The 17,732-nt window shown below is 49.8% G+C and carries 24 protein-coding genes and 2 pseudogenes; 11 read left to right on the top strand and 15 right to left on the bottom strand.

What is annotated here, in order from left to right; all coding sequences use genetic code 11:
- Positions 1-218: 218 nt before the first annotated feature.
- Positions 219-728: a hypothetical protein gene (locus LN737_RS32140; protein ID WP_231780360.1), complete on the bottom strand. Its 510-nt coding sequence runs from the start codon at positions 726-728 to the stop codon at positions 219-221.
- A gap of 331 nt (positions 729-1,059) precedes the next feature.
- Here LN737_RS32140 and LN737_RS32135 point away from each other — a divergent pair, with 331 nt between their 5' ends.
- From LN737_RS32135 to LN737_RS32110, 6 genes are all read left to right on the top strand, one after another.
- On the top strand, positions 1,060-1,617 hold the full coding sequence (locus tag LN737_RS32135) for an RNA polymerase sigma factor (protein WP_231780359.1): 558 nt from the start codon (positions 1,060-1,062) through the stop codon (positions 1,615-1,617).
- Positions 1,618-1,622: 5 nt separating this feature from the next.
- On the top strand, positions 1,623-1,841 hold the full coding sequence (locus tag LN737_RS32130; protein WP_231780358.1) for a hypothetical protein: 219 nt from the start codon (positions 1,623-1,625) through the stop codon (positions 1,839-1,841).
- A gap of 131 nt (positions 1,842-1,972) precedes the next feature.
- Entirely contained in the window at positions 1,973-2,650 is a 678-nt protein-coding gene (locus tag LN737_RS32125) for a ClpP family protease (protein ID WP_255709254.1), read from the top strand.
- Between the two features lie 327 nt (positions 2,651-2,977).
- Complete coding sequence (locus LN737_RS32120; RefSeq protein ID WP_231780357.1) at positions 2,978-3,427, top strand: alpha/beta fold hydrolase; 450 nt, start codon at positions 2,978-2,980, stop codon at positions 3,425-3,427.
- Positions 3,400-3,660 (top strand): alpha/beta fold hydrolase, encoded by a 261-nt coding sequence (locus tag LN737_RS32115; RefSeq protein ID WP_405520849.1) that lies wholly within the window; start codon positions 3,400-3,402, stop codon positions 3,658-3,660. Before LN737_RS32120 ends, LN737_RS32115 begins: the two co-directional genes overlap by 28 nt.
- Entirely contained in the window at positions 3,657-4,013 is a 357-nt protein-coding gene (locus LN737_RS32110; RefSeq protein ID WP_231780453.1) for an alpha/beta fold hydrolase, read from the top strand. Before LN737_RS32115 ends, LN737_RS32110 begins: the two co-directional genes overlap by 4 nt.
- A 20-nt stretch (positions 4,014-4,033) precedes the next feature.
- On the opposite strand, the gene LN737_RS32105 is transcribed toward LN737_RS32110, so the two are convergent.
- From LN737_RS32105 to LN737_RS32085, 5 genes are all read right to left on the bottom strand, one after another.
- Positions 4,034-4,237 carry a dihydrofolate reductase family protein gene (locus tag LN737_RS32105; protein WP_405520847.1) on the bottom strand — a complete coding sequence of 68 codons (204 nt, stop codon included), beginning with the start codon at positions 4,235-4,237 and terminating at the stop codon, positions 4,034-4,036.
- Positions 4,219-4,584 (bottom strand): dihydrofolate reductase family protein, encoded by a 366-nt coding sequence (locus LN737_RS32100; RefSeq protein ID WP_370636600.1) that lies wholly within the window; start codon positions 4,582-4,584, stop codon positions 4,219-4,221. Before LN737_RS32100 ends, LN737_RS32105 begins: the two co-directional genes overlap by 19 nt.
- A gap of 90 nt (positions 4,585-4,674) precedes the next feature.
- Entirely contained in the window at positions 4,675-5,172 is a 498-nt protein-coding gene (locus LN737_RS32095) for a DUF1772 domain-containing protein (protein ID WP_231780355.1), read from the bottom strand.
- 64 nt (positions 5,173-5,236) lie between these two features.
- Positions 5,237-6,121, bottom strand: coding sequence for an SDR family oxidoreductase (locus LN737_RS32090; RefSeq protein WP_231780354.1), 885 nt, complete (start codon positions 6,119-6,121; stop codon positions 5,237-5,239).
- An 89-nt stretch (positions 6,122-6,210) separates the two neighbouring features.
- Entirely contained in the window at positions 6,211-7,017 is an 807-nt protein-coding gene (locus LN737_RS32085) for a helix-turn-helix domain-containing protein (protein ID WP_231780353.1), read from the bottom strand.
- A gap of 230 nt (positions 7,018-7,247) precedes the next feature.
- Here LN737_RS32085 and LN737_RS32080 point away from each other — a divergent pair, with 230 nt between their 5' ends.
- The 4 genes from LN737_RS32080 (at position 7,248) to LN737_RS32065 (ending at position 9,327) form a co-directional block, all read left to right on the top strand.
- On the top strand, positions 7,248-7,841 hold the full coding sequence (locus LN737_RS32080; RefSeq protein WP_231780352.1) for a hypothetical protein: 594 nt from the start codon (positions 7,248-7,250) through the stop codon (positions 7,839-7,841).
- 73 nt (positions 7,842-7,914) lie between these two features.
- Positions 7,915-8,325, top strand: coding sequence for a nuclear transport factor 2 family protein (locus LN737_RS32075; RefSeq protein WP_231780351.1), 411 nt, complete (start codon positions 7,915-7,917; stop codon positions 8,323-8,325).
- Positions 8,326-8,455: 130 nt separating this feature from the next.
- Entirely contained in the window at positions 8,456-8,878 is a 423-nt protein-coding gene (locus LN737_RS32070) for a GNAT family N-acetyltransferase (RefSeq protein ID WP_231780350.1), read from the top strand.
- A 104-nt stretch (positions 8,879-8,982) separates the two neighbouring features.
- Entirely contained in the window at positions 8,983-9,327 is a 345-nt protein-coding gene (locus LN737_RS32065; RefSeq protein WP_231780349.1) for a nuclear transport factor 2 family protein, read from the top strand.
- A gap of 24 nt (positions 9,328-9,351) precedes the next feature.
- Here LN737_RS32065 and LN737_RS32060 read toward each other — a convergent pair whose 3' ends face one another.
- Both LN737_RS32060 and LN737_RS32055 read right to left on the bottom strand, forming a co-directional pair.
- Positions 9,352-10,164, bottom strand: a complete 813-nt coding sequence (locus tag LN737_RS32060) for a helix-turn-helix domain-containing protein (protein ID WP_231780348.1) — start codon at positions 10,162-10,164, stop codon at positions 9,352-9,354.
- A gap of 128 nt (positions 10,165-10,292) precedes the next feature.
- Positions 10,293-10,928, bottom strand: a complete 636-nt coding sequence (locus LN737_RS32055) for a porin family protein (protein WP_231780347.1) — start codon at positions 10,926-10,928, stop codon at positions 10,293-10,295.
- Between the two features lie 274 nt (positions 10,929-11,202).
- Between LN737_RS32055 and LN737_RS32050 the strand changes: the two are divergent.
- Positions 11,203-11,788, top strand: a pseudogene (locus tag LN737_RS32050) (GrpB family protein).
- Between the two features lie 214 nt (positions 11,789-12,002).
- Here the strand turns inward: LN737_RS32050 and phnN are convergent.
- From phnN to LN737_RS32015, 7 genes and pseudogenes are all read right to left on the bottom strand, one after another.
- Positions 12,003-12,557: a phosphonate metabolism protein/1,5-bisphosphokinase (PRPP-forming) PhnN gene (gene phnN, locus LN737_RS32045; protein WP_231780346.1), complete on the bottom strand. Its 555-nt coding sequence runs from the start codon at positions 12,555-12,557 to the stop codon at positions 12,003-12,005.
- Positions 12,558-12,579: 22 nt separating this feature from the next.
- Positions 12,580-13,080, bottom strand: a complete 501-nt coding sequence (locus tag LN737_RS32040) for a DUF6169 family protein (protein WP_231780345.1) — start codon at positions 13,078-13,080, stop codon at positions 12,580-12,582.
- Positions 13,013-13,168: a hypothetical protein gene (locus LN737_RS32035; RefSeq protein ID WP_405520912.1), complete on the bottom strand. Its 156-nt coding sequence runs from the start codon at positions 13,166-13,168 to the stop codon at positions 13,013-13,015. Before LN737_RS32035 ends, LN737_RS32040 begins: the two co-directional genes overlap by 68 nt.
- A gap of 386 nt (positions 13,169-13,554) precedes the next feature.
- Positions 13,555-14,192 (bottom strand): annotated as a pseudogene (locus LN737_RS32030) (recombinase family protein).
- 542 nt (positions 14,193-14,734) lie between these two features.
- The gene (locus tag LN737_RS32025; protein ID WP_231780344.1) at positions 14,735-15,028 is read right to left on the bottom strand and encodes a putative quinol monooxygenase; all 294 of its coding nucleotides are present in this window, start codon (positions 15,026-15,028) and stop codon (positions 14,735-14,737) included.
- A gap of 46 nt (positions 15,029-15,074) precedes the next feature.
- Complete coding sequence (locus LN737_RS32020; protein ID WP_405520841.1) at positions 15,075-17,237, bottom strand: excinuclease ABC subunit A; 2,163 nt, start codon at positions 17,235-17,237, stop codon at positions 15,075-15,077.
- Positions 17,234-17,731 carry a hypothetical protein gene (locus LN737_RS32015; protein WP_370636597.1) on the bottom strand — a complete coding sequence of 166 codons (498 nt, stop codon included), beginning with the start codon at positions 17,729-17,731 and terminating at the stop codon, positions 17,234-17,236. The genes LN737_RS32020 and LN737_RS32015 overlap by 4 nt, the downstream gene beginning before the upstream one ends.
- Between the last annotated feature and the right edge of the window lies 1 nt (position 17,732).

Here is a 17,732-nt window from a genome sequence, read left to right as displayed (position 1 = left end):
TCAGCGACAACGCTGGCAAGATCGACGTAGGTGGGCCGCTCGGACCTATGGTTTTAAGTCGCCACCAACGAGTACACGGCCGTCTGGCGGTGATAAAGGGCTCCGTTCTGGGGGAAACTCTCCGGGGAAGCGGGCGGCTGGTGGGTAGTATACACAGCTAATCGTTTCTTCTCAGAAGGCCCATCCTCCCCCGGAAAGTTCCCCTGTCTGCTCCCGCGCTAGGGGTTTTGCGGGCCTTTGGCGGCCCGCTGACAGGCCATACGGTCCGAAGCGAACTGCCGCTGCAGCCGGCTGTATTGGCCCAGGTAGGTGGCGTACTGATTCAGCTGGCTTTCGGTCAGCCCCTGGCCCTCAAGCCGCAGGGCCGTCAGGCGGTGGATGGCCAGATCAGTCAGCAACTGTTGCATAACCGTCAGCAAGCTGGCGTAGTGGGCGTCGAGCTGCTGGTTCCAGGTCTGAAAATCCTCGGGTGCTCCGGGGGGTGGGGTGAGCAGCAGGTTCCACTCGGCTTCCCTGGCCAGCAACTCGCCGGCCAGGGGCGTGCCGTCGATGCCTTCGATGGGCAGGATCAGGCTGCGGCCTTCATCGACCAGCAGGGCACTGGTCAGCGTCCAGTGCTGCTGCACCAGCCGGTTTAGTTCTTCGAAGGCAGATTCAAAGTCCTTCACCCAGCTATGGGCACTGGCTATGTCGGTATCTTCAAACCGGGCGTCGACGATGAGCCTCATTAACCGTTAGGGATTGGTCCAATCCGGTCAAATGTAGGGCATAACCAAACAAACAGTGCAAATTTCCGGCGGCCCGGACTTGATTTGCTTACAGAGTTTAGCTGGATGAATGGTTCAACCAGAAAGGTTCACGACCAAATAATCGGACGTTTTCTTGAACGGTTTAATTCAGGAAAAGGGCTGGCACAAGTCTCTTTCTTCCAGAAGAGGTAGAGTCTATGAATTGGGTTACGCGCTTCAACGTAGCCAGATTCGATCTGGCTACGTTGGGAAATTTTTTCTTTACCTTGGGTGATAGTTGTGCATAATTCCGATAAACCATAAAAAGCGTATGATGTCAACACAAAGCCTGTCAATGGACGCAGCCCTGCTGACCGACCGGGAGCGAACGCTGGAACGAATCTATGCGAAAACGTATCCAATGGTGCGGCATTATGTGAAGGAAAATAGGGGCACCGACGAGGATGCTAAGGATATCTTTCAGGAAGCAATCATCACCTATTACGAGAAGGCAATTGACGGCCAACTGACCCTAACGTCATCGGTGAGTACCTACCTGATGGGCATTTGCAAGAATCTCTGGCGGCAGGAGTTGAGCAAGCGAGCCCGCAAAACAGGGTTATCGGATGCGGCAATCGATGAAGTTGGCGAAGAAGTAACGATAGATGATGAGCAACCAGCCGTAACATTAGTGACCTTCGTCGAGCAATTGGGTGAAACCTGTCGATCGCTTCTGGTTAACTTTTATTACTTCGGGCAGCAGTTAGAGCAGATCGCTGAACAGCACGGTTACCGAAGCGTACGCTCCGCGACGGTGCAGAAATTTAAGTGCCTGGAGCGGCTGCGCAAAGCTGTAAGTCACCTGTCCATCGACCAATTCAAATTATAAAGCCCATGCGTCCTTTGTTAGATGAAGTGCAACTGCTGGAGGACTACCACAAAGGCACTTTACCCGAAGACCAGCAACTCGACGTAGAAGTTCGCTTGCTGTGGGATCAGGAATTGCAGCAAAAGCTAGCCAGACAGCAACGGGCGTATAAGGTGCTGCGTATGTATGGTCGTCGGCAGCTCCGCGCCGAGTTAGAAGCCATCCACGTCCGCTTGTTCGGATAACGCCCCGAATAATCACCCAACCGTTTTGATATACCATAATGACTTTTTACGAGCCATCTGGCTTCATATTGCCCTAAATCGACGGTCTTTTCACGAATCAATTTTTCATCTTCTAGTTAGTTTCCTGCCTTATGTATTACCCTGAGTTTAGCCGTAGCGAGTTCCGCCGGTTCGCCGTGCATCATCAGCATATGAATGGCCTTACGGTCGATCGGTACCTACACCAGGTCGACAACATGACCCGGTCGGTCATTGAAGAACGCCCGATGAACTTCCGGGAGGTTGATGTTTTCTCGCGCCTGATGGCGGATCGGATTGTGTTTATGGGCGCGGCCGTCGACGACAACATGGCTAATGTCATCATCGCGCAGTTGCTGTTCCTCGAGTCGGCCGACACCAAAAAAGACATCCTGATGTACATCAACAGTCCTGGTGGTTCGGTGTACGCTGGGTTGGGCATTTACGACACCATGCAGTACATCCGGCCCGACGTAGCGACTATCTGCACCGGCATCGCCTTATCGTTCGGGGCAGTCTTGTTATGCGCCGGTGCGGCCGGTAAACGGTCGGCTCTTCCCCACGCCCGGGTTATGATTCACCAGCCGCACGGTGGGGCACAGGGCCAATCGGTGGACATTGAAATTACCGCCCGCGAAATAGTCAAACTTAGAACAGAGTTGTACGAAATCATGGCCCTTCATAGCGGTCAGTCAGCCGAAGAACTCGAACGCCGGGCCGACCGTGACTATTGGATGAAAGCCGAAGAAGCCAGGGAATATGGCTTTATCGATGAGGTATTAGTGCGCTAATGTAGCCTGACCGGGTTGGCGGTCCACGTCTACGTCCGGGGATTATAACGACAGCTAAGTAACTGAAGGCCATTTGAACAGCCGGTCTGAGCTACAACCTATTGAGCCGTCAGCCCATATCCAGGACTGGCGGCTCGTTTTATTTGGGACAAGCTGAAACTGGACTGGCAACAGTATAGAGGCGATTTTGAGCGGCAAGCGTAGTAGAATAACCATAAGATTCCTGTTGACTGGGTGTAGGATTAGCTACCATTCAGGGTTTCGACATGGCTTCAAGGCGATAGCTGCCTGATTGGTACTGTCGGATTTGTTCTATTCTCGCCAATCATGGCTCAATATATTTGTCAGTCAATCGTCAAAAACAACCACATGAGCAGTAGTCATCAACGAATTGTCGGATTCATTTTTTTCATAAGCACTCTGGTTGCCTGTCGGTGCGTAGCGCAAATTAATCCGAACGTAGAGAAGGGGCAGGTAAACGTCGGCAACGTAACGATTGCTTACGAAAGTCAGGGGTCGTACAAGGCCCCGGCCATTTTACTAATTGCCGGTACGAATATGCAGCTCACTGGCTGGCCGACTGGATTTTGTCAGCAGTTAGTCAGCCGGGGCTATCGGGTCATTCGGTTCGATAACCGGGACGTGGGCCTTTCCACGAAGTTTGACCAGCTTGGACTACCTGATTGGGCGGCCATCGGTAAAGCATTAGCGGAAAAAAGAGACCTCCTTTACCCTACACACTCGATGACATGGCCGCTGACGCTGTGGGCCTGCTAGACGCACTGGGTATTAAAGACGCGCACATTGTTGGCGTGTCCATGGGCGGCATGATTGCCCAGCGGGTTGCTTATCTGTATCCTGAGCACACGCTGTCGCTGACCAGTATCATGGCCGGTGGGGGTAAGCCTACTTTTCCTTTGGTGGCAAAGCCAGAACTTGCCGGGCAGATCCCCCACCGGGAACTGCCGCCGATACGGCGGCTTACATCAAGCGGGAAGTGCAATCCATGAAAATCCTGGCAGGCCCTATGTATCCCTTAACCGAATTCCAGGCACAGAGACGTGTCCAGCAGGCGGTTCAGCGGGCCTATTACCCGGAAGGCTTACACCGACAAGGAGCGGCCTCCCTGGCGGGTTTCTTTGCGGGACGGCAGGAGCAGCTCAAAACAATTAAGGTACCCACGTTAGTAATTCATGGGAGTGAAGACCCCATTGTCGCCGTTGAGGCTGGTCGCGATGTGGCCACCAGCGTACCGGGAGCCGTCTTTCAGTTGATCAACGGAATGGGGCACGACCTACCGGAGTCCTTAACGGACCAGTTGACCAACCTCATCATTGACAATGCTAGAAAGGGCAAGCGATAGCCGATACGGAAAGGCTAACGTTAAGTCAAGTACTGAATCTGGTACGTCAGTAGAACCAGGCCGTTTTCATAAGGCTTATTGTCTGTTCGGATTAGCCCAACTTTAGTCTGGCTTGATCCGAACAGACGGATGCCTTCACCCAATACGACTGGATTCAGTTTGACGACTAACTCATCGATTAAATGGGCGTCCAGCAATTTGCCAGCTAACTCACCCCGCCACAAAGCCAGATGGGATTGCCTGGCTGAGTTTTTAAACCCCGAACGAAGTTGGGAGCTTCTTCTGTGACCAATTGGATCAAAGGTCCATTCTCAAAGTGCATGGACGAGGAGAAAATGTAATTTTTTAGCTGAGGATTAATCTGCGTGTATGCGGGTTCTCCGGGCTGCATACCCAGGGCAAATCCCCACTCGTAGGTTTTGCGGCCCATCAAAACAGCGTCATACGTATGGATACGTTCCAGAAAATCGCTGACAAAATCGCCTTCTGCCTGAAAGCCTTCGATAGACCCATTGCTATGGGCAATGAAGCTATCTAAAGAGGCTGCTACGTCATAAATCAGTTTACGCATGATAGTCAGTTGATTGTGTCAAAAGTTAATGTATACGCCTTTTGCTATTCGGCTTTAAACAGATGGTAAATCTATAAACACGTGTACGGCTTAGTGGTTTTCCGGACGGAGACAAGCGGCCACTACGAGCAGAACGGTCAGGAACGATGCCCCGGTACGGACCATGTGCAATTGACTCCAGGGAAGCTCAAAAGCCCGGCGGTGATTCAACACGTCTGACACGGACGCAGCCTGTACATCAAAAGCGTCCAGGGTTTCATTGAGCGGAACATTGCCGCCTATTGTGACCCCGATGACCCCAACGATATAGACGCCAGAAGCCGCCAGCAACAGCCAAAAGCGGACTGAAAGGGGTTTTGTAGGCGAATAGTCCAGATACGTGCTGAGAGGAAGCAAAAATGCTGCTCCCAAAAAGGCAGCAAAAAATACGGGGTTTTGAATAGCCCGGTTGATGGATTGCATGGCCAGGATATAGCTTGCATCGGGCAAGCGTTTTAAGCCGGGCATTACGGCCCAGGAGAAGGCATAAAAAAGCCCACCCATCAGTGCGGTTGCCGTAGCGGTTACGCCTAGTATAATCGTGTGCATGAGCAGCAGGTTGTTCCTAGTCTGCCCACGGTTCGTGGGGCAGTGGGCAGACTGGTAGGTTTTTCTATGGATTCACGGTTTCCGAAGAGTGAGTTGAACCCGCTTCTTCGCTGACTATCGGTTCAGTCCACATTCCCAGGGCAATCGCCTTCTGAACAAAAGCGGAAAAGTCGGTAGGCTTTCGGCCTAATGCCTGTTCGATACCGGTAGCTAACAGACTGTTACGACCATCCATCACTTCCGTAAATAAGTAGGTCGTCAGGGTAATGGCTTCTTGCGGAACACCGTACTCGGCCAGCATAGCATTATACACCTCGATGGGTACCTGCTCATAGTGAATGGATCGACCCGTAGCACGGGCAATTTCGTCAATGGCCTGGGCAAACGTCAACAGGCGAGGCCCCGTCAACTCATAGATCTTCCCCGTGTGTCCTGATTGGGTCAGGGCGGCAACGGCGACATCGGCAATATCATCGATGTCAATGAACGGTTCACCAATATCGGCTACCGGCAGGGCCACATAGCCGGCCTGTATGGGCTCCAGCAAATAGCCCTCACTAAAGTTTTGACAAAACCAGCTAGACCGTAAAATTGTCCAGTCGACTCCGGATTGCATAACCGCCTGCTCGCATTCCTGTGCTTCAGGTTCACCCCGTCCTGATAAGAGTACAAGTTGCTGTACGCCATGGTTAACGGCAATCTGGGTAAAGTCACGGATGGCCTCAACCGCTCCAGGAACCGCCAGATCTGGTTGGTAGGCGATGTAGACGGCTTTTATGTCCTGTAAGACAGGTATCCATGTGGATTGATCCAACCAATCGAAGGGTATCTCGGCAGACCGAGACCCTACACGAACAGCTAAGCCCCGGTTCGTTAATTGCTGAACGATCCGGCTGCCCGTTTTTCCGGTACCGCCTAAAACCAGTGTCTTTATTTTGTCCTGCGCCATCCTTTTGCTTTTTAGATTGTGAATTTGTTTTCGGGCAAAAGTAGCTGGCCGCCAAACCGCAGGATAGAACAAAACCGACAAGCTGTGATTTAGCTGATTAGGGAAGGGAGTTCATTGAGGGTATGATAGGCCTGTTGTTGGTACTGTGACGGTGTAAAGCCGGTAAATTCTCTGAAAGAACGAATAAAATGGGATTGGTCCGCATAACCGTTTTCGTAAGCAATATCCGAAAGTTTCGTCAGGCTCCCTTCGTTTAACTGGGTAAGCGAAGCCTGGAATCGGCACAGACGGGCAAATAATTGGGGCGGAATCCCCACCTGATGCGCGAATTTACGCTCCAGGCTTCGCTCGGTGATTCGGAGTGAACGCTGTAAATCGGGCAGAAAAATAGTTCCTTTCGACGCAATGAGTTGGGTCAGCACATGGGTCGTTAGCTCGTCGATCGGATGGTTCATTTGCCTGATCTGTCTGATAAGAAAACCAGAAAGAAGCTCAATCTGGCCTGAAACCGACGGGGTATGCACTAATTGATCAATCAAGCCGGGCGATATGAGTTTTATGTCTAAACACCCATCTGTCAGTTCACGGGCATTCAACCCGAAAAGCGAAGGCAGCGAATGAGGCTGCAAGCAAACACCCACCGTCCTGAACCGGCCAAGCATATAAATAGCCGTACGCTTTATGGTTTGCCCATAGGCGAACAATTCAGGCATGGGTGTGCCGTCCTGATCATAGAAACGCCCTTCATCGGCCCGCTGAAACAGAAGGCCCGGACAACCATCTACCAGTGGGCCAAAGCTTTGGGGAGTCCGGTTGGCCATAGGGCTTTCCATCGTCCAGAAACAGCGAACATACGCACTGAGATAGGCGGGGGGCTGATAGTGACAATACTGCATAGGTAAGGGAGTTGCTTGCCCCGGTTTACTGGGTAAATATTCACCCCAACGGCCTACGAATCAAGAAAAGCTTGACAGACGGTTTTACGCTGGTTATGAATAGAGCTTATGGATGGCTATAACCGAACAGGTATCGGGTAGGTCGGTGGCTTTCTGAACAGAACTGTCGGTTTTGTTCTATTTGCCCACTAGCAGCCGCACTACTTTTGCGAGCTGTAAACACTCAACGTATGGACAACTCTGCAAGACAGTGGCTTTGCTTTATTCTTATTGGCCTTCTGACAATAATGAGTTTTAAGCTCAACGGGCAACCCCTGGAAAAAATGAAACGAATTGAAGTTGAGGCTGATCCCATGGCCTTCATCTTCAGTGGCTATTCCATTCATGTCGGCTATATGATCAATCGCTGGCGAATCGATGTCGGTACTTTTGGTATTAAGCAGCCTTCGTTTGCTTCTACAAATCAAAACTTCTCTGTGTTTAGTTCGGGGGTTGGCCTAAAAGCAGACTACCTCCTGAAACCGGAACGGGGATTGTTTTTTGGCGTTCAATCCGACTACGGAACCGATAAAATCAGCCTTAAGCCGGCCACTGAGTCGACCTTATTGAGTGGTTTTGTGGTGGGTATTCGTAGCGGCTATCGATTTATGTTTGGCCAATCGACCGCTCATTACCGAGGCTTATATGTAGTTCCATGGATTGCGTTACTGTATACCCCAAGTGCTTCTTCGCTTGTTCAACAAAATCAGGTTTATAGCCAGTCGACATGGTCTGTTTTTCCTACCCTTCATCTGGGGTATCGTTTTGGTTCCGCTAAGCGGTAGGGTATTGCCTGTAGCGAGCAGCTACCTAAAAAATAAGCCTGATTCAGGTGCGATTAACTAAAATAAAGCCACTATGAATGAACCTAAAACAGAGCAAAACAAGGCAAAGATGCAATTTGTAATGAGTGAGCTGTCAAAAGGCAATCGGCTCCCGTTTGGCGAGTTGATGGCTGATGATTTCTGCTGGAAAATGATGGGCACAACAGCCTGGTCTGGGGAGTATCGAGGCAAAGAGATCGTTCGAAAGCATTTAATGAAACCGCTCTTCGAAAAATTTGCCGATGCGTATACCAATACAGCATACCGATTTATTGCGGAAGGGGATTTTGTGGTTGTCGAATGCCAGGGCAAAGTCAACACAAAGTCGGGCAAACCCTACAACAATGCCTACTGCTGCGTTTGCAAGTTTGCCGATGGAAAATTAGTTGAATTAGTCGAGTACCTGGACACTCAGTTAGTCGTCGAAGTTTTAGGGAATCCTTAAATATAGCTCTTACCTTATTGCTTGCCTTGAACAAGGGGGATTTAATTGATGCCAGTTAGTAACTGTAGGAATAACTGGAAACGAACATAGCATACCCCCACGAGAAAACAATTTAAAAGGAATTTTTGACATGTTATCCAACGATAAAGTTATACTTCAACTCCTGACAGTTGATGATGCTGATTTTTTCTATCAACTGTATGCGCATCCGACACTGACTGTAAACGTTGACGAAAGCCCGTTTTTACTGAATGAAACTCCAACTGAATTTACGGAGCGAATTAGTGCTCTCTGCGACTATATTTTTACCATACGATCAACCGAAAAACCAAACGTATGTATTGGCGACTGCGCCTTACACCATTGGGACAAACAAAATAAGGAAATTGCTGTAGGAGGGTCGCTGGTTCCTGCATATTGGGGAAAGGGGTATATGCAGGCGGCATTTAACTTTTTGATAGAAATTGCGAAGCAGGAATTAGGGGTAAAAGCACTAGTTGGGCATACAAAAACAAGAAATACCAACGCCATACGGCTTGTTGAAAAAATGTGATTTGTAAACCATCAATTTGATGCGCAAAACACAATAATGAGAAAAGAAATTTAGCGATCAATAACCAGAGTAGGAGTCAATTTTTAGCTTAGAAAAATTAGCGTATGGACTATCATGCATTTGCAGACGAGTGGATTGCCTCCTGGAATGCCCACGATCTGACGGCTATATTAGCGCACTATGCGGATGATATTGAGATTTTTACGCCAATGATCAAGCTGGCTGCGGGTGGTAATCAGGAGTCATTGGTTGGCAAAGAAGCCGTTGGCGCTTACTGGCAGAAAGCGCTGAATAACATTCCTGATCTACATTTTAAGCTGCTGGAGGTGACCACAGGAATAAATTCGGTTGCCCTTTATTATGAATCGGTGATGAACAAAAAAGCCATCGAAGTCATGTTTTTCAATGATCAGGGGAAAGTAAGCCGAATGTATGCCCATTACACGTAGACTGATGCGAGGATTCGAGTTTAACTATTGGTCACTCATGAAAGATGACGATTCTTCAATTAGTTTTTGCTGACGCAAATATTCATTGGGTGTCAGTCCGGAAAATTCTCTGAAGTCACGCGAGAAATGAGATTGATCCGCGTAATTGAGCAGGTAACTCAATTCAGTTAATCGGGTAGGGTTCCGATCTTTAAGATGTTTTAAGGCACGCTCGAACCGATTGATCCGTAAAAACAGTTTTGGACTTACTCCGATGGACTGTTTAAATCGGCGTTCCAAACTCCTTTCCGATAGGGAGTAATACCGAAGTAGTTCCTGCACACGGGTGTCAACGTTGCCGTTTTTAACCTGACTAATGCCTTTGTAAAATGGCATATGGCTGTCCGTGTGCTGATTAAGTTTTTTCAGAAAGAAATTGATCAGGATATTGACTCTTTCCTGGTGATTTTCTGCATAGAGCAACCGGTCCTGTAGTTCGTTCGGGGCAAAGTCTTGCAGGTCATGGTAAGCGTCAGCAAGCTCGACGGCATCTACCCTAAAAATAGTTTTTATGGCATGCGGCTGAAAACTAACTCCGGTAACACTGAATGAAGCGGTGACGTGGTGGATAAATACTTTACTGTTGACACCCCTAAGAAAGGTAGTTGGTAACGCACTGCCGTCACCCTTGGCGATAGCCGTATTACCACTCAGATGTTGAAAGACAAGCCTGGGGCAAGGGTCCGCCAAAATTTTAATCAGTTTAGGGGGCTGGTGAGTACCATCATAATCCATTGTCCAGAAGTACCGGATGTACTCGCTCAATACCTCAGGTGGTCGAATGATCTGATAGTGCATAGCAATAACTTGAAACTTGTTTCCTATAATCAGCCGATGCCCATTTACGTGACCATCGGCTGATTAATAACCCTTTATCTTTTAACGTGACAGTAAACTTGTGCGTTCACCCGAGCCAATTCGTCCATTCATTTTCCACCGAACAAAAAGCCTATTGAAAGCCCTAACGTATTATTTCGGATACTTCCGGCGCTCGAATTGGCCATGTTGTAGAGACCAGGCGCGTAGTAAATCGCAAGCAGCGGTCCCGACGCCAATTCGTAACCCGCCGATAGGTACAGGCCGATATCAAGCCGTTTCAATTGGTCTGCACCAGACCCAAACTCAAGTGATTCACTGTTAATCTGCCCACCTGCGTTGTCCGTTATTTTTCCATTTAATGCATAGCCGACGTAAGGACCAGCGCCCACAGCAACCCGACCAGTGCCAGCGCTAAATCCGTACGTTAACTGAAGTGGCAATTCAAGGTAGTTGAAGGCTAGGGTTGTTTCGGTGGCACTCAAACCCGTGTTGGCTTCGTTTAGCTTTGTTCCCTTTGTCGAGTAGACCAGTTGAGCCTGTATAGATAAGCGGTCGGCTACAGGGGCATCGAGCATGATACCGGCCCGGAAGCCTATCTTAGCATTCCCGTTGGTGGAATAGGCATTCACGGTATATTTTTGATTAGCCAGTTGCCCACTACCGATTACACCAAGGCGGACCTGCGCAGTTGCCGTAAAACTTAATAACACAAGGCCAGCGGCCTCCAAAGAAAATACGTTCATAATTAAGAAATTAATAGTAACAGAAAGAAAATTCAATAGAGAGCAGTTCACGGCTCTTTTTTGGCGGGGCAAACCTAGCTGGTCATCATTTGTCGAAATAGAATAAATCCGACAGCCGAAGCTGGATCTGTGTGAAGACAAAATTTTAGTAGATTCCTCTACCCTTGAAATTTGCTGAATCAGACGGGCCTGCTACCTCCCTATGTAGACTTTCTTTCTGGGCACTTTTAGATGCTTTTTATAAGTTTGAGTTGCTAATTTAATTTTACCAAAAATGCATCCGCTTCACCAACCTTTTCAACGTCTTAGTGAAAGTCAAAGTCGGTCGGCTTTTATTGGGGAAATGCCTCAATTAACACAGCCTATTCAAATTGTTGATTATCAGCCCAATTGGCCAGATTTATTTCATCAGGAAGCTAAATGTATCCGCCAGATTCTAGGCTCTACCATTTTGGCCCTCGATCATATCGGCTCAACGGCAGTACCTGGCAGCTAAACCTATTATTGACATTGATTTAAGTGTGGCCGAATCGGCCGACGAACCGAGTTATCTTCCCCTTCTGGAAGCGGCCGGTTATCAATTAGTCATTCGTGAGCCAGATTGGCAACAACATCGAATGCTAAAAGGGCCGGGTACTGATATTAATCTACATGTATAGACACTTAGTAGTGTAGAAGCGCAACGACACTTGCTATTTCGTGATTGGTTACGGGCCAACACTGACGATCGGTTGCGCTATAGCCAACTCAAAAAAATGTTGGCCAGTCAGGATTTTAAGTATATGTCTGAGTACAACGATGCCAAATCGGCACTCATTCACGAAATCTATGATCGGGCTTTTGCTGCTATGTCCAGCTAAAAACCAGCTGATTCTGCGCAAATGCAAACCATTTTCTACTAGAAGTTAACCGACGTTTTTCTGAACGGTGGCTGGGTACGAGGGAAGGGCTGGAAACGGCCCTTTTTGCGTTCAATAAACCCGTTCAGTTTAATCGATCAGCTTTTTGAACCTATACACCGTTTATTTGGACGATTTTGGCTACCTGATGACATGGGCTACAGAATCCTATAAATCAATCTCCGCCTTTTAGTAAAGCCATCAGTTTAACGCCTGCTTCGGCTAGAGAGGAGTCATTATTGAGCACATACAGGTGGGGATGCTCAACGGGTGGAAGTTGCTGGTTATGGGCGATGCGAGCCTCAATTTCCTGTGCCGTTTCCCGACCTCGTTCCACTAAGCGTTGGCGTATAATATCCGTATTTACTTCCAGTAAGATGACCTTCATTTGCGGATACCGCTGACTGGCCTGGGGTAAGTATTCCCGAGATCCGTTGATCACCACATGAGCGCCAGTTAGCAACCAGGCGTCAATTTCAACCCCAATCCCGTACGCATACTGATGGCTTTGCCAACTTAGGGCGAACAAACCCCGTTGCTGTCGTTGGTCAAACTCAGCTTGCGTCAAAGCAATATGATTCTCTCCTCCCGCCTGGCTGGGCCGAGTGATATACCGATGACTAAATAAAATGTTTTCTGAACCCCTCAACTGCTCACGAGTATACGCCAGCAACGCATCTTTGCCCGCTCCAGAGGGGCCAATCAGATAAAACAACGTGGCTTGACGCATAAAATGGTCGTGTGCAGGTAAGTTATTTATGCTGTTCAACTGCCTGTAAAATCGCTAACTCGACGCGCCAACTCTCCGGGAGATATCGCCGAACGATAGCCGACATATATAAGCGTTGGCTAGGGTAATGGAAATCGAACTTGTCAAAGCCTTCTTGATGGCGGGAGAACCATTGGCCAAATAAGCGGCTTCTGACCCGCTCCTGATCGTTTTCTGTACTACACACGTAAAGCAATACCGCCTTTGGCGCGCATGCAAAGAATATCTGTAATACCTGAATGATCGTTGGCTCGATACGGAGATCTTTTCGGTCAAAGGAGCCAGATCCAACTACTGGTAGGATGGAGAATGAATACACCGAATCCGCAAAAGGAGTGTCAGGAAGATAATCGGAATCGGACGTAAAGTCCACGTGGTAGACAGCCCCTCGTTCGGTTGTAAAAGCAAGGCCTGTTTCAGTCTCGCTTAGCGGGTAAGGAGAAGGGTTTGACGAACTTAATGCCGTCTGGTTTTCTAGACTCATCGCCACTTTGGTAATAGGCCTCTAACTGCTTTTTGTCTCGCATTAGCTTCTGAGCCAGATCCACCAGACGTTTTGTTTTGGTTGCCATAGCAATTTGCTGTGTTTATGTAGTCTATGGGCACTTCAGATTCTTTCTAATTACTTTTTAGTATCGTAACGACCCAGCAAAGAAACGCAAATTTTGCGTATTTAGTTGACCTGTTATTTAGGTGCTTAGTACCCGTTGACAGGCGATACTAGTTGACAATGACAAGTTGACTAGAAAGTAAGCTTCCTTAAGCAAGGGTTGACAGATAATGCCAGCAATATCAGCATCACGCTATATTAATAGCAATAGGTTCTTACTCGTCAGCTTGCCGACGATTGACGACAAAGGAGCACTGTTTCTATGATTGCAGCGCTCTAAACACAAAAATCGTAACCTCATTTGGAACTCCCTTTAATAAATGTCAAATAGCTTACAGCTACAATTTTCTACCTTGTGGCAATTGGGTTTTTAGCTGAAGGACCTATTTCAACCCCTCGCTGGCGGAGATACTTGTATAAAGTAGTCTTGGAGATGTGTAGCTCGCGGGCGATTTGTTCGACGGAATACTTGTCTTCTTTATAGAGGCTTTCACCAAGGCGGGCTTTCTGTTCACCGACTTTGGTTAACCCTTTACGACGGCCTAAGAGTTGACCCCGTCGACGGTCAGAGGCCAAACCCGCCAGTGACCGTTCCCGAATGACCTCCCGCCGGTTCGCCGGTGCGATCAAACTCAGCTAGACTGGCGAAGATGCGAAAAACGAGCCGACCTTGAGCTGTCGTGGTATCAATTGGATCGTTTAAACTGACTAACCCAACGTGTTGCTCTTCGAGCTGAGTGACAATCTCGATCAAGTGATTCAAGGAACGGCCCAGTCGATCCAGCTTCCAAATCATCAGTGTATCCCCCTCCCGAATAATTTCGAGTAACCTGTTCAATTCGGTCCGTTCGGTTTTTGACCCACTAGCTTTCTCCTGGAAGATTTTCGAGCAACCCGCTGTTTTAAGGGCATCAAGTTGAAGCGCCAGGTTTTGATCTTGGCCGGGCCGCCGTTGCGGTGGAGACTTGGGCGTATCCTAGCTTCATGATATAACCGTATCTAAATCAAGTCTGACGAGAATGTGAACGATCTATTTTCGATTCATCAAGCAGGTTGTAGGCGTTGAAGTTACCGAATTATTCGATTACAAATCCATACCAAAAGAAGGATACCACTAAGCTCTTTAGAAGAGCGTGTCGACCATAAATGACTGATATGATTGATTAGCTGTCGTTCATGCCTGAAAACGTTCACGAAAAGGTTGCCTTTTATGGACAGTCACTATGGAAAGTACAAAACTTTGATAATAGAAGTGGAAGGTATTGTTAATTTTAATTTAGCGGTAAAATACCATTTTTAAATCAGATTTATGTCAGCTACCGGCTTGTAGTTAGCACCCCTAGTCACCAGTTGATAAACAATTGCAAGAACAAACAGGAAAAACAAATTGCCCTTTAAAACACTCCATAAATGTCCCACGATAAGAGGGTATTTTAAGGATACAACAAATGTCGCTTGATTTATAACCGGGTAGCGACTTTCATACGTTAATTGCCAAAAAACGAAAATCACTACCCGGTTACAAAAGTTACTTAATGGCAAGTAATTCAAGGTGTTCGATCACAGGGTGCACACTTAGTAGCGTGTCAGCATTTGCCATCAACGCCTTCGCAATTTCACCGCTCAGGTGGGCTTGCCGGTCGTCTTCAGTGGCAAATGTGTCGAAAATGCCAAACGTATTCTCATTGATCTTGAAGGCATACCAACGAATGGTGCCCGCTTCCTGTTGAGCCATGGCCAGCGCTTCTTTCAGAAAGTTCTCGACAGTAGCTTCTTGGCCAGGTTTTGCTTGAACACGAGCCAGTAATGACAGTTTTTCCATGATATATGCGTCTAAAGGTTTGTAATACGACTTGTTGTTGCGTTGATTAGGGAGGACTTAGCTCTGGCTTCAGGCTGTTCGCCAAAAAAGGAGCCGTGCGGCTTGCCTCACACGTGGCGATCTCGGCGGGTGTTCCTGCCGCAACGATCGTGCCGCCGTGATTCCCGGCTCCGGGTCCCACGTCGATAACCCAATCACACTGGGCGACCGTACGCATATCATGCTCGACGACAATAACGGTATTGCCCGCATCAACCAGCCGGTTCAGCTGAACAAGAAGACGGTCGACATCACGCGGATGTAGGCCTGTAGTCGGCTCGTCCAGCACGTAGAGGGTGGTGCCCCGTTGTGTACGTTGCAGTTCGGTGGAAAGCTTAATGCGCTGGGCCTCACCACCGGAAAGCTCGGTTGCGCTTTGCCCAAGTTTGAGATAACCCAGGCCAATATCCTTCAGCGTGTCGAGGGATCGCAACACCAACGCTTCCTGGGCAAAAAACAGGCAAGCTTCGTCAACTGTCATGCCGAGCACATCCGCAATGGATTTGCCGTTCCAGGTAATCGCCAGCGTCTTTTCGTTATAGCGTGTTCCATGACAGGTCGGACAGGGGGCATACACGCTTGGCATGAACAGCAGCTCGATGCTGACCTGGCCTTCTCCCTCACAGGTTGGGCACCGCCCTTTGGCGACGTTGAAGGAAAAGCGGCCGGCATCGAAGTGTCTCATACGGGCCTCCGGCGTGGCGGCAAAGAGTTTTCTGACATGATCAAAAAGCCCGGTATAGGTGGCCAGGTTGGAGCGTGGTGTTCGTCCGATTGGTTTTTGATCCACCTCAACAAGTCGCTGTATGGCATCGATATTGCCCCACAATCGACCGATGGTTTTTTCTGCAGGGGCATCCTCCAGCGTATCTTCCTCAGCCTCTTCCCGTCTCATGCCCAGATGCGCTGCCACCAGATCCAGCAGAGACTGGCTCACCAGGCTGGATTTGCCCGACCCCGAGACACCGGTTACGGCGGTAAAGCAACCCAGCGGAAATGAAACATGAACGCCCTTGAGATTATTTCGTCGGACTCTTTCCAGGCCTAGCCAGCCTGTAGGGCGACGGTTGGGGGACGCCAGCCGGGCTGTTTCCTCAAAAAGGTAGGGCCTGGTGCGGGACTCGCTGATCTGCCTGAGTCCTTGTGGTTCCCCACTGTAGAGAATACGTCCGCCCGCGCTGCCCGCTTCAGGGCCAACATCAACGAGCCAATCGGCACGGCGCATCAGCTCAACGTCGTGTTCGACGACGAAAAGCGAGTTGCCCGACGCTTTGAGCCTGTCCAGTGCGTCGAAGAGCGCGTGGCCATCGGCCGGGTGCAGCCCAGCCGTTGGCTCGTCCAGCACATAGATGACCCCAAAGAGCTGGGAGGAGAGTTGAGTGGCCAGCCGTAGCCGCTGCAACTCACCGGATGAGCAGGTGGGTGTGCTGCGGTCAAGCGACAGGTAACCAAGGCCAAGCTCGATGAGTGTTGTCAGGCGATCCAGAAGATCACTGCACAGGCGCTCGGCAGCGATGCGCTTTTCAAGCGAGAGCTCATCCGTACGGCGCACATCGGGGGCGCCCTTGTGCGCTGAGCCACCTGCCTGCTGGCGCCTATCCAGCGCAGCTTTTGCCGCCTGGCGACTCACCAGCGACGGTGACGGATTTATGTCGGAGGCAAACTCGCCCTTCGCGGCCGGCCTGATAACGGCTGCCAGTTGGTCCAGAGAGAGGTGCGAGAGATCGGCGATGTCGTAGCCGGCGAAGGTAACCGAAAGTGCCTCGGGCTTTAAGCGTTTACCCTTGCATACCGGGCAGGGGCTACTGATCATAAACTGCAACACGCGTTTGCGCATGGCTGCACTGTCCGTATTGGCCAGCGTGTGCTCCAGGTTTCGTCTGGCGCTGCTGAAGGTTCCCTGATAGCTGGGTTCCATCTTTAGTCGCTGAGCCTGACGCGTTTCGGTTGGGGTGAGGCCTGCATAGACGGGAACCGTCGGCTGCTCGTCCGTAAAGAGAATCCACAGCCGATCGGTTTTGGGCAGGTCTTTCCAGGGCATATCGATGTCATAACCCAGCGAGACTAGAATGTCGCGCAGGTTCTGACCGCCCCAGGCCGTGGGCCAGGCGGCAATGGCCCGCTGGCGGATGGTCAGAGACGGATCCGGAACCATCGATTCTTCCGTCATGGTATGCACCCTACCCATACCCTGACAGCGGGGACAAGCCCCTTGCGGGGTGTTGAAGGAAAAATCTTCGGCATAGAGCATCGTCTGGCGGGGGGGTATGTACCCACGCGTGAGTAGAGCATGCGCACCAGGCTCGAGAGGGTCGTCAGACTACCTACCGTCGAGCGGGCATTGGGCGTGCCGCGTTGCTGCTGCAGGGCGACGGCGGGCGGCAGGCCGTCAATGGCATCGACATCCGGCACGCCGACCTGATCGATCAGTCGTCTGGCATACGGGGAAACCGATTCAAGATACCGTCGCTGTGCTTCGGCATAGAGGGTGCCGAAGGCCAGGGACGACTTGCCCGAGCCGGAGACACCACTGAAAACCACCAGCTGATTGCGGGGTATTGAGACGTCGATATTTTTGAGGTTGTGCTCACGTGCCCCCCGCACGCGGACATATCCGGATGCTGCTTGATCGTCCTGGTCGTTGGCATTTGATCGTCGAGCCATG

Origin of the sequence: Spirosoma sp. KNUC1025 (genome assembly GCF_045160025.1) — a bacterium.
GTDB lineage: Bacteria > Bacteroidota > Bacteroidia > Cytophagales > Spirosomataceae > Spirosoma.
The sequence above is the reverse complement of the archived record's forward strand: the minus strand, read 5'-3'. Positions and strand labels throughout refer to the sequence as shown.

Coding starts and splice junctions, on each gene's coding strand:
- LN737_RS32095 (WP_231780355.1), bottom strand. CDS start 5,172: ATGCACACGATTATACTAGGCGTAACCGCTACGGCAACCGCACTGATG.
- LN737_RS32070 (WP_231780350.1), top strand. CDS start 8,456: ATGTTATCCAACGATAAAGTTATACTTCAACTCCTGACAGTTGATGAT.
- LN737_RS32085 (WP_231780353.1), bottom strand. CDS start 7,017: ATGCAGTATTGTCACTATCAGCCCCCCGCCTATCTCAGTGCGTATGTT.
- LN737_RS32100 (WP_370636600.1), bottom strand. CDS start 4,584: ATGCGTAAACTGATTTATGACGTAGCAGCCTCTTTAGATAGCTTCATT.
- LN737_RS32025 (WP_231780344.1), bottom strand. CDS start 15,028: ATGGAAAAACTGTCATTACTGGCTCGTGTTCAAGCAAAACCTGGCCAA.
- LN737_RS32115 (WP_405520849.1), top strand. CDS start 3,400: ATGGCCGCTGACGCTGTGGGCCTGCTAGACGCACTGGGTATTAAAGAC.
- LN737_RS32015 (WP_370636597.1), bottom strand. CDS start 17,731: ATGGCTCGACGATCAAATGCCAACGACCAGGACGATCAAGCAGCATCC.
- LN737_RS32090 (WP_231780354.1), bottom strand. CDS start 6,121: ATGGCGCAGGACAAAATAAAGACACTGGTTTTAGGCGGTACCGGAAAA.
- LN737_RS32040 (WP_231780345.1), bottom strand. CDS start 13,080: ATGAGTCTAGAAAACCAGACGGCATTAAGTTCGTCAAACCCTTCTCCT.
- LN737_RS32140 (WP_231780360.1), bottom strand. CDS start 728: ATGAGGCTCATCGTCGACGCCCGGTTTGAAGATACCGACATAGCCAGT.
- LN737_RS32060 (WP_231780348.1), bottom strand. CDS start 10,164: ATGCACTATCAGATCATTCGACCACCTGAGGTATTGAGCGAGTACATC.
- LN737_RS32075 (WP_231780351.1), top strand. CDS start 7,915: ATGAATGAACCTAAAACAGAGCAAAACAAGGCAAAGATGCAATTTGTA.
- LN737_RS32055 (WP_231780347.1), bottom strand. CDS start 10,928: ATGAACGTATTTTCTTTGGAGGCCGCTGGCCTTGTGTTATTAAGTTTT.
- LN737_RS32135 (WP_231780359.1), top strand. CDS start 1,060: ATGATGTCAACACAAAGCCTGTCAATGGACGCAGCCCTGCTGACCGAC.
- phnN (WP_231780346.1), bottom strand. CDS start 12,557: ATGCGTCAAGCCACGTTGTTTTATCTGATTGGCCCCTCTGGAGCGGGC.
- LN737_RS32020 (WP_405520841.1), bottom strand. CDS start 17,237: ATGACGGAAGAATCGATGGTTCCGGATCCGTCTCTGACCATCCGCCAG.
- LN737_RS32125 (WP_255709254.1), top strand. CDS start 1,973: ATGTATTACCCTGAGTTTAGCCGTAGCGAGTTCCGCCGGTTCGCCGTG.
- LN737_RS32035 (WP_405520912.1), bottom strand. CDS start 13,168: ATGGCAACCAAAACAAAACGTCTGGTGGATCTGGCTCAGAAGCTAATG.
- LN737_RS32120 (WP_231780357.1), top strand. CDS start 2,978: ATGGCTCAATATATTTGTCAGTCAATCGTCAAAAACAACCACATGAGC.
- LN737_RS32130 (WP_231780358.1), top strand. CDS start 1,623: ATGCGTCCTTTGTTAGATGAAGTGCAACTGCTGGAGGACTACCACAAA.
- LN737_RS32080 (WP_231780352.1), top strand. CDS start 7,248: ATGGACAACTCTGCAAGACAGTGGCTTTGCTTTATTCTTATTGGCCTT.
- LN737_RS32110 (WP_231780453.1), top strand. CDS start 3,657: ATGAAAATCCTGGCAGGCCCTATGTATCCCTTAACCGAATTCCAGGCA.
- LN737_RS32065 (WP_231780349.1), top strand. CDS start 8,983: ATGGACTATCATGCATTTGCAGACGAGTGGATTGCCTCCTGGAATGCC.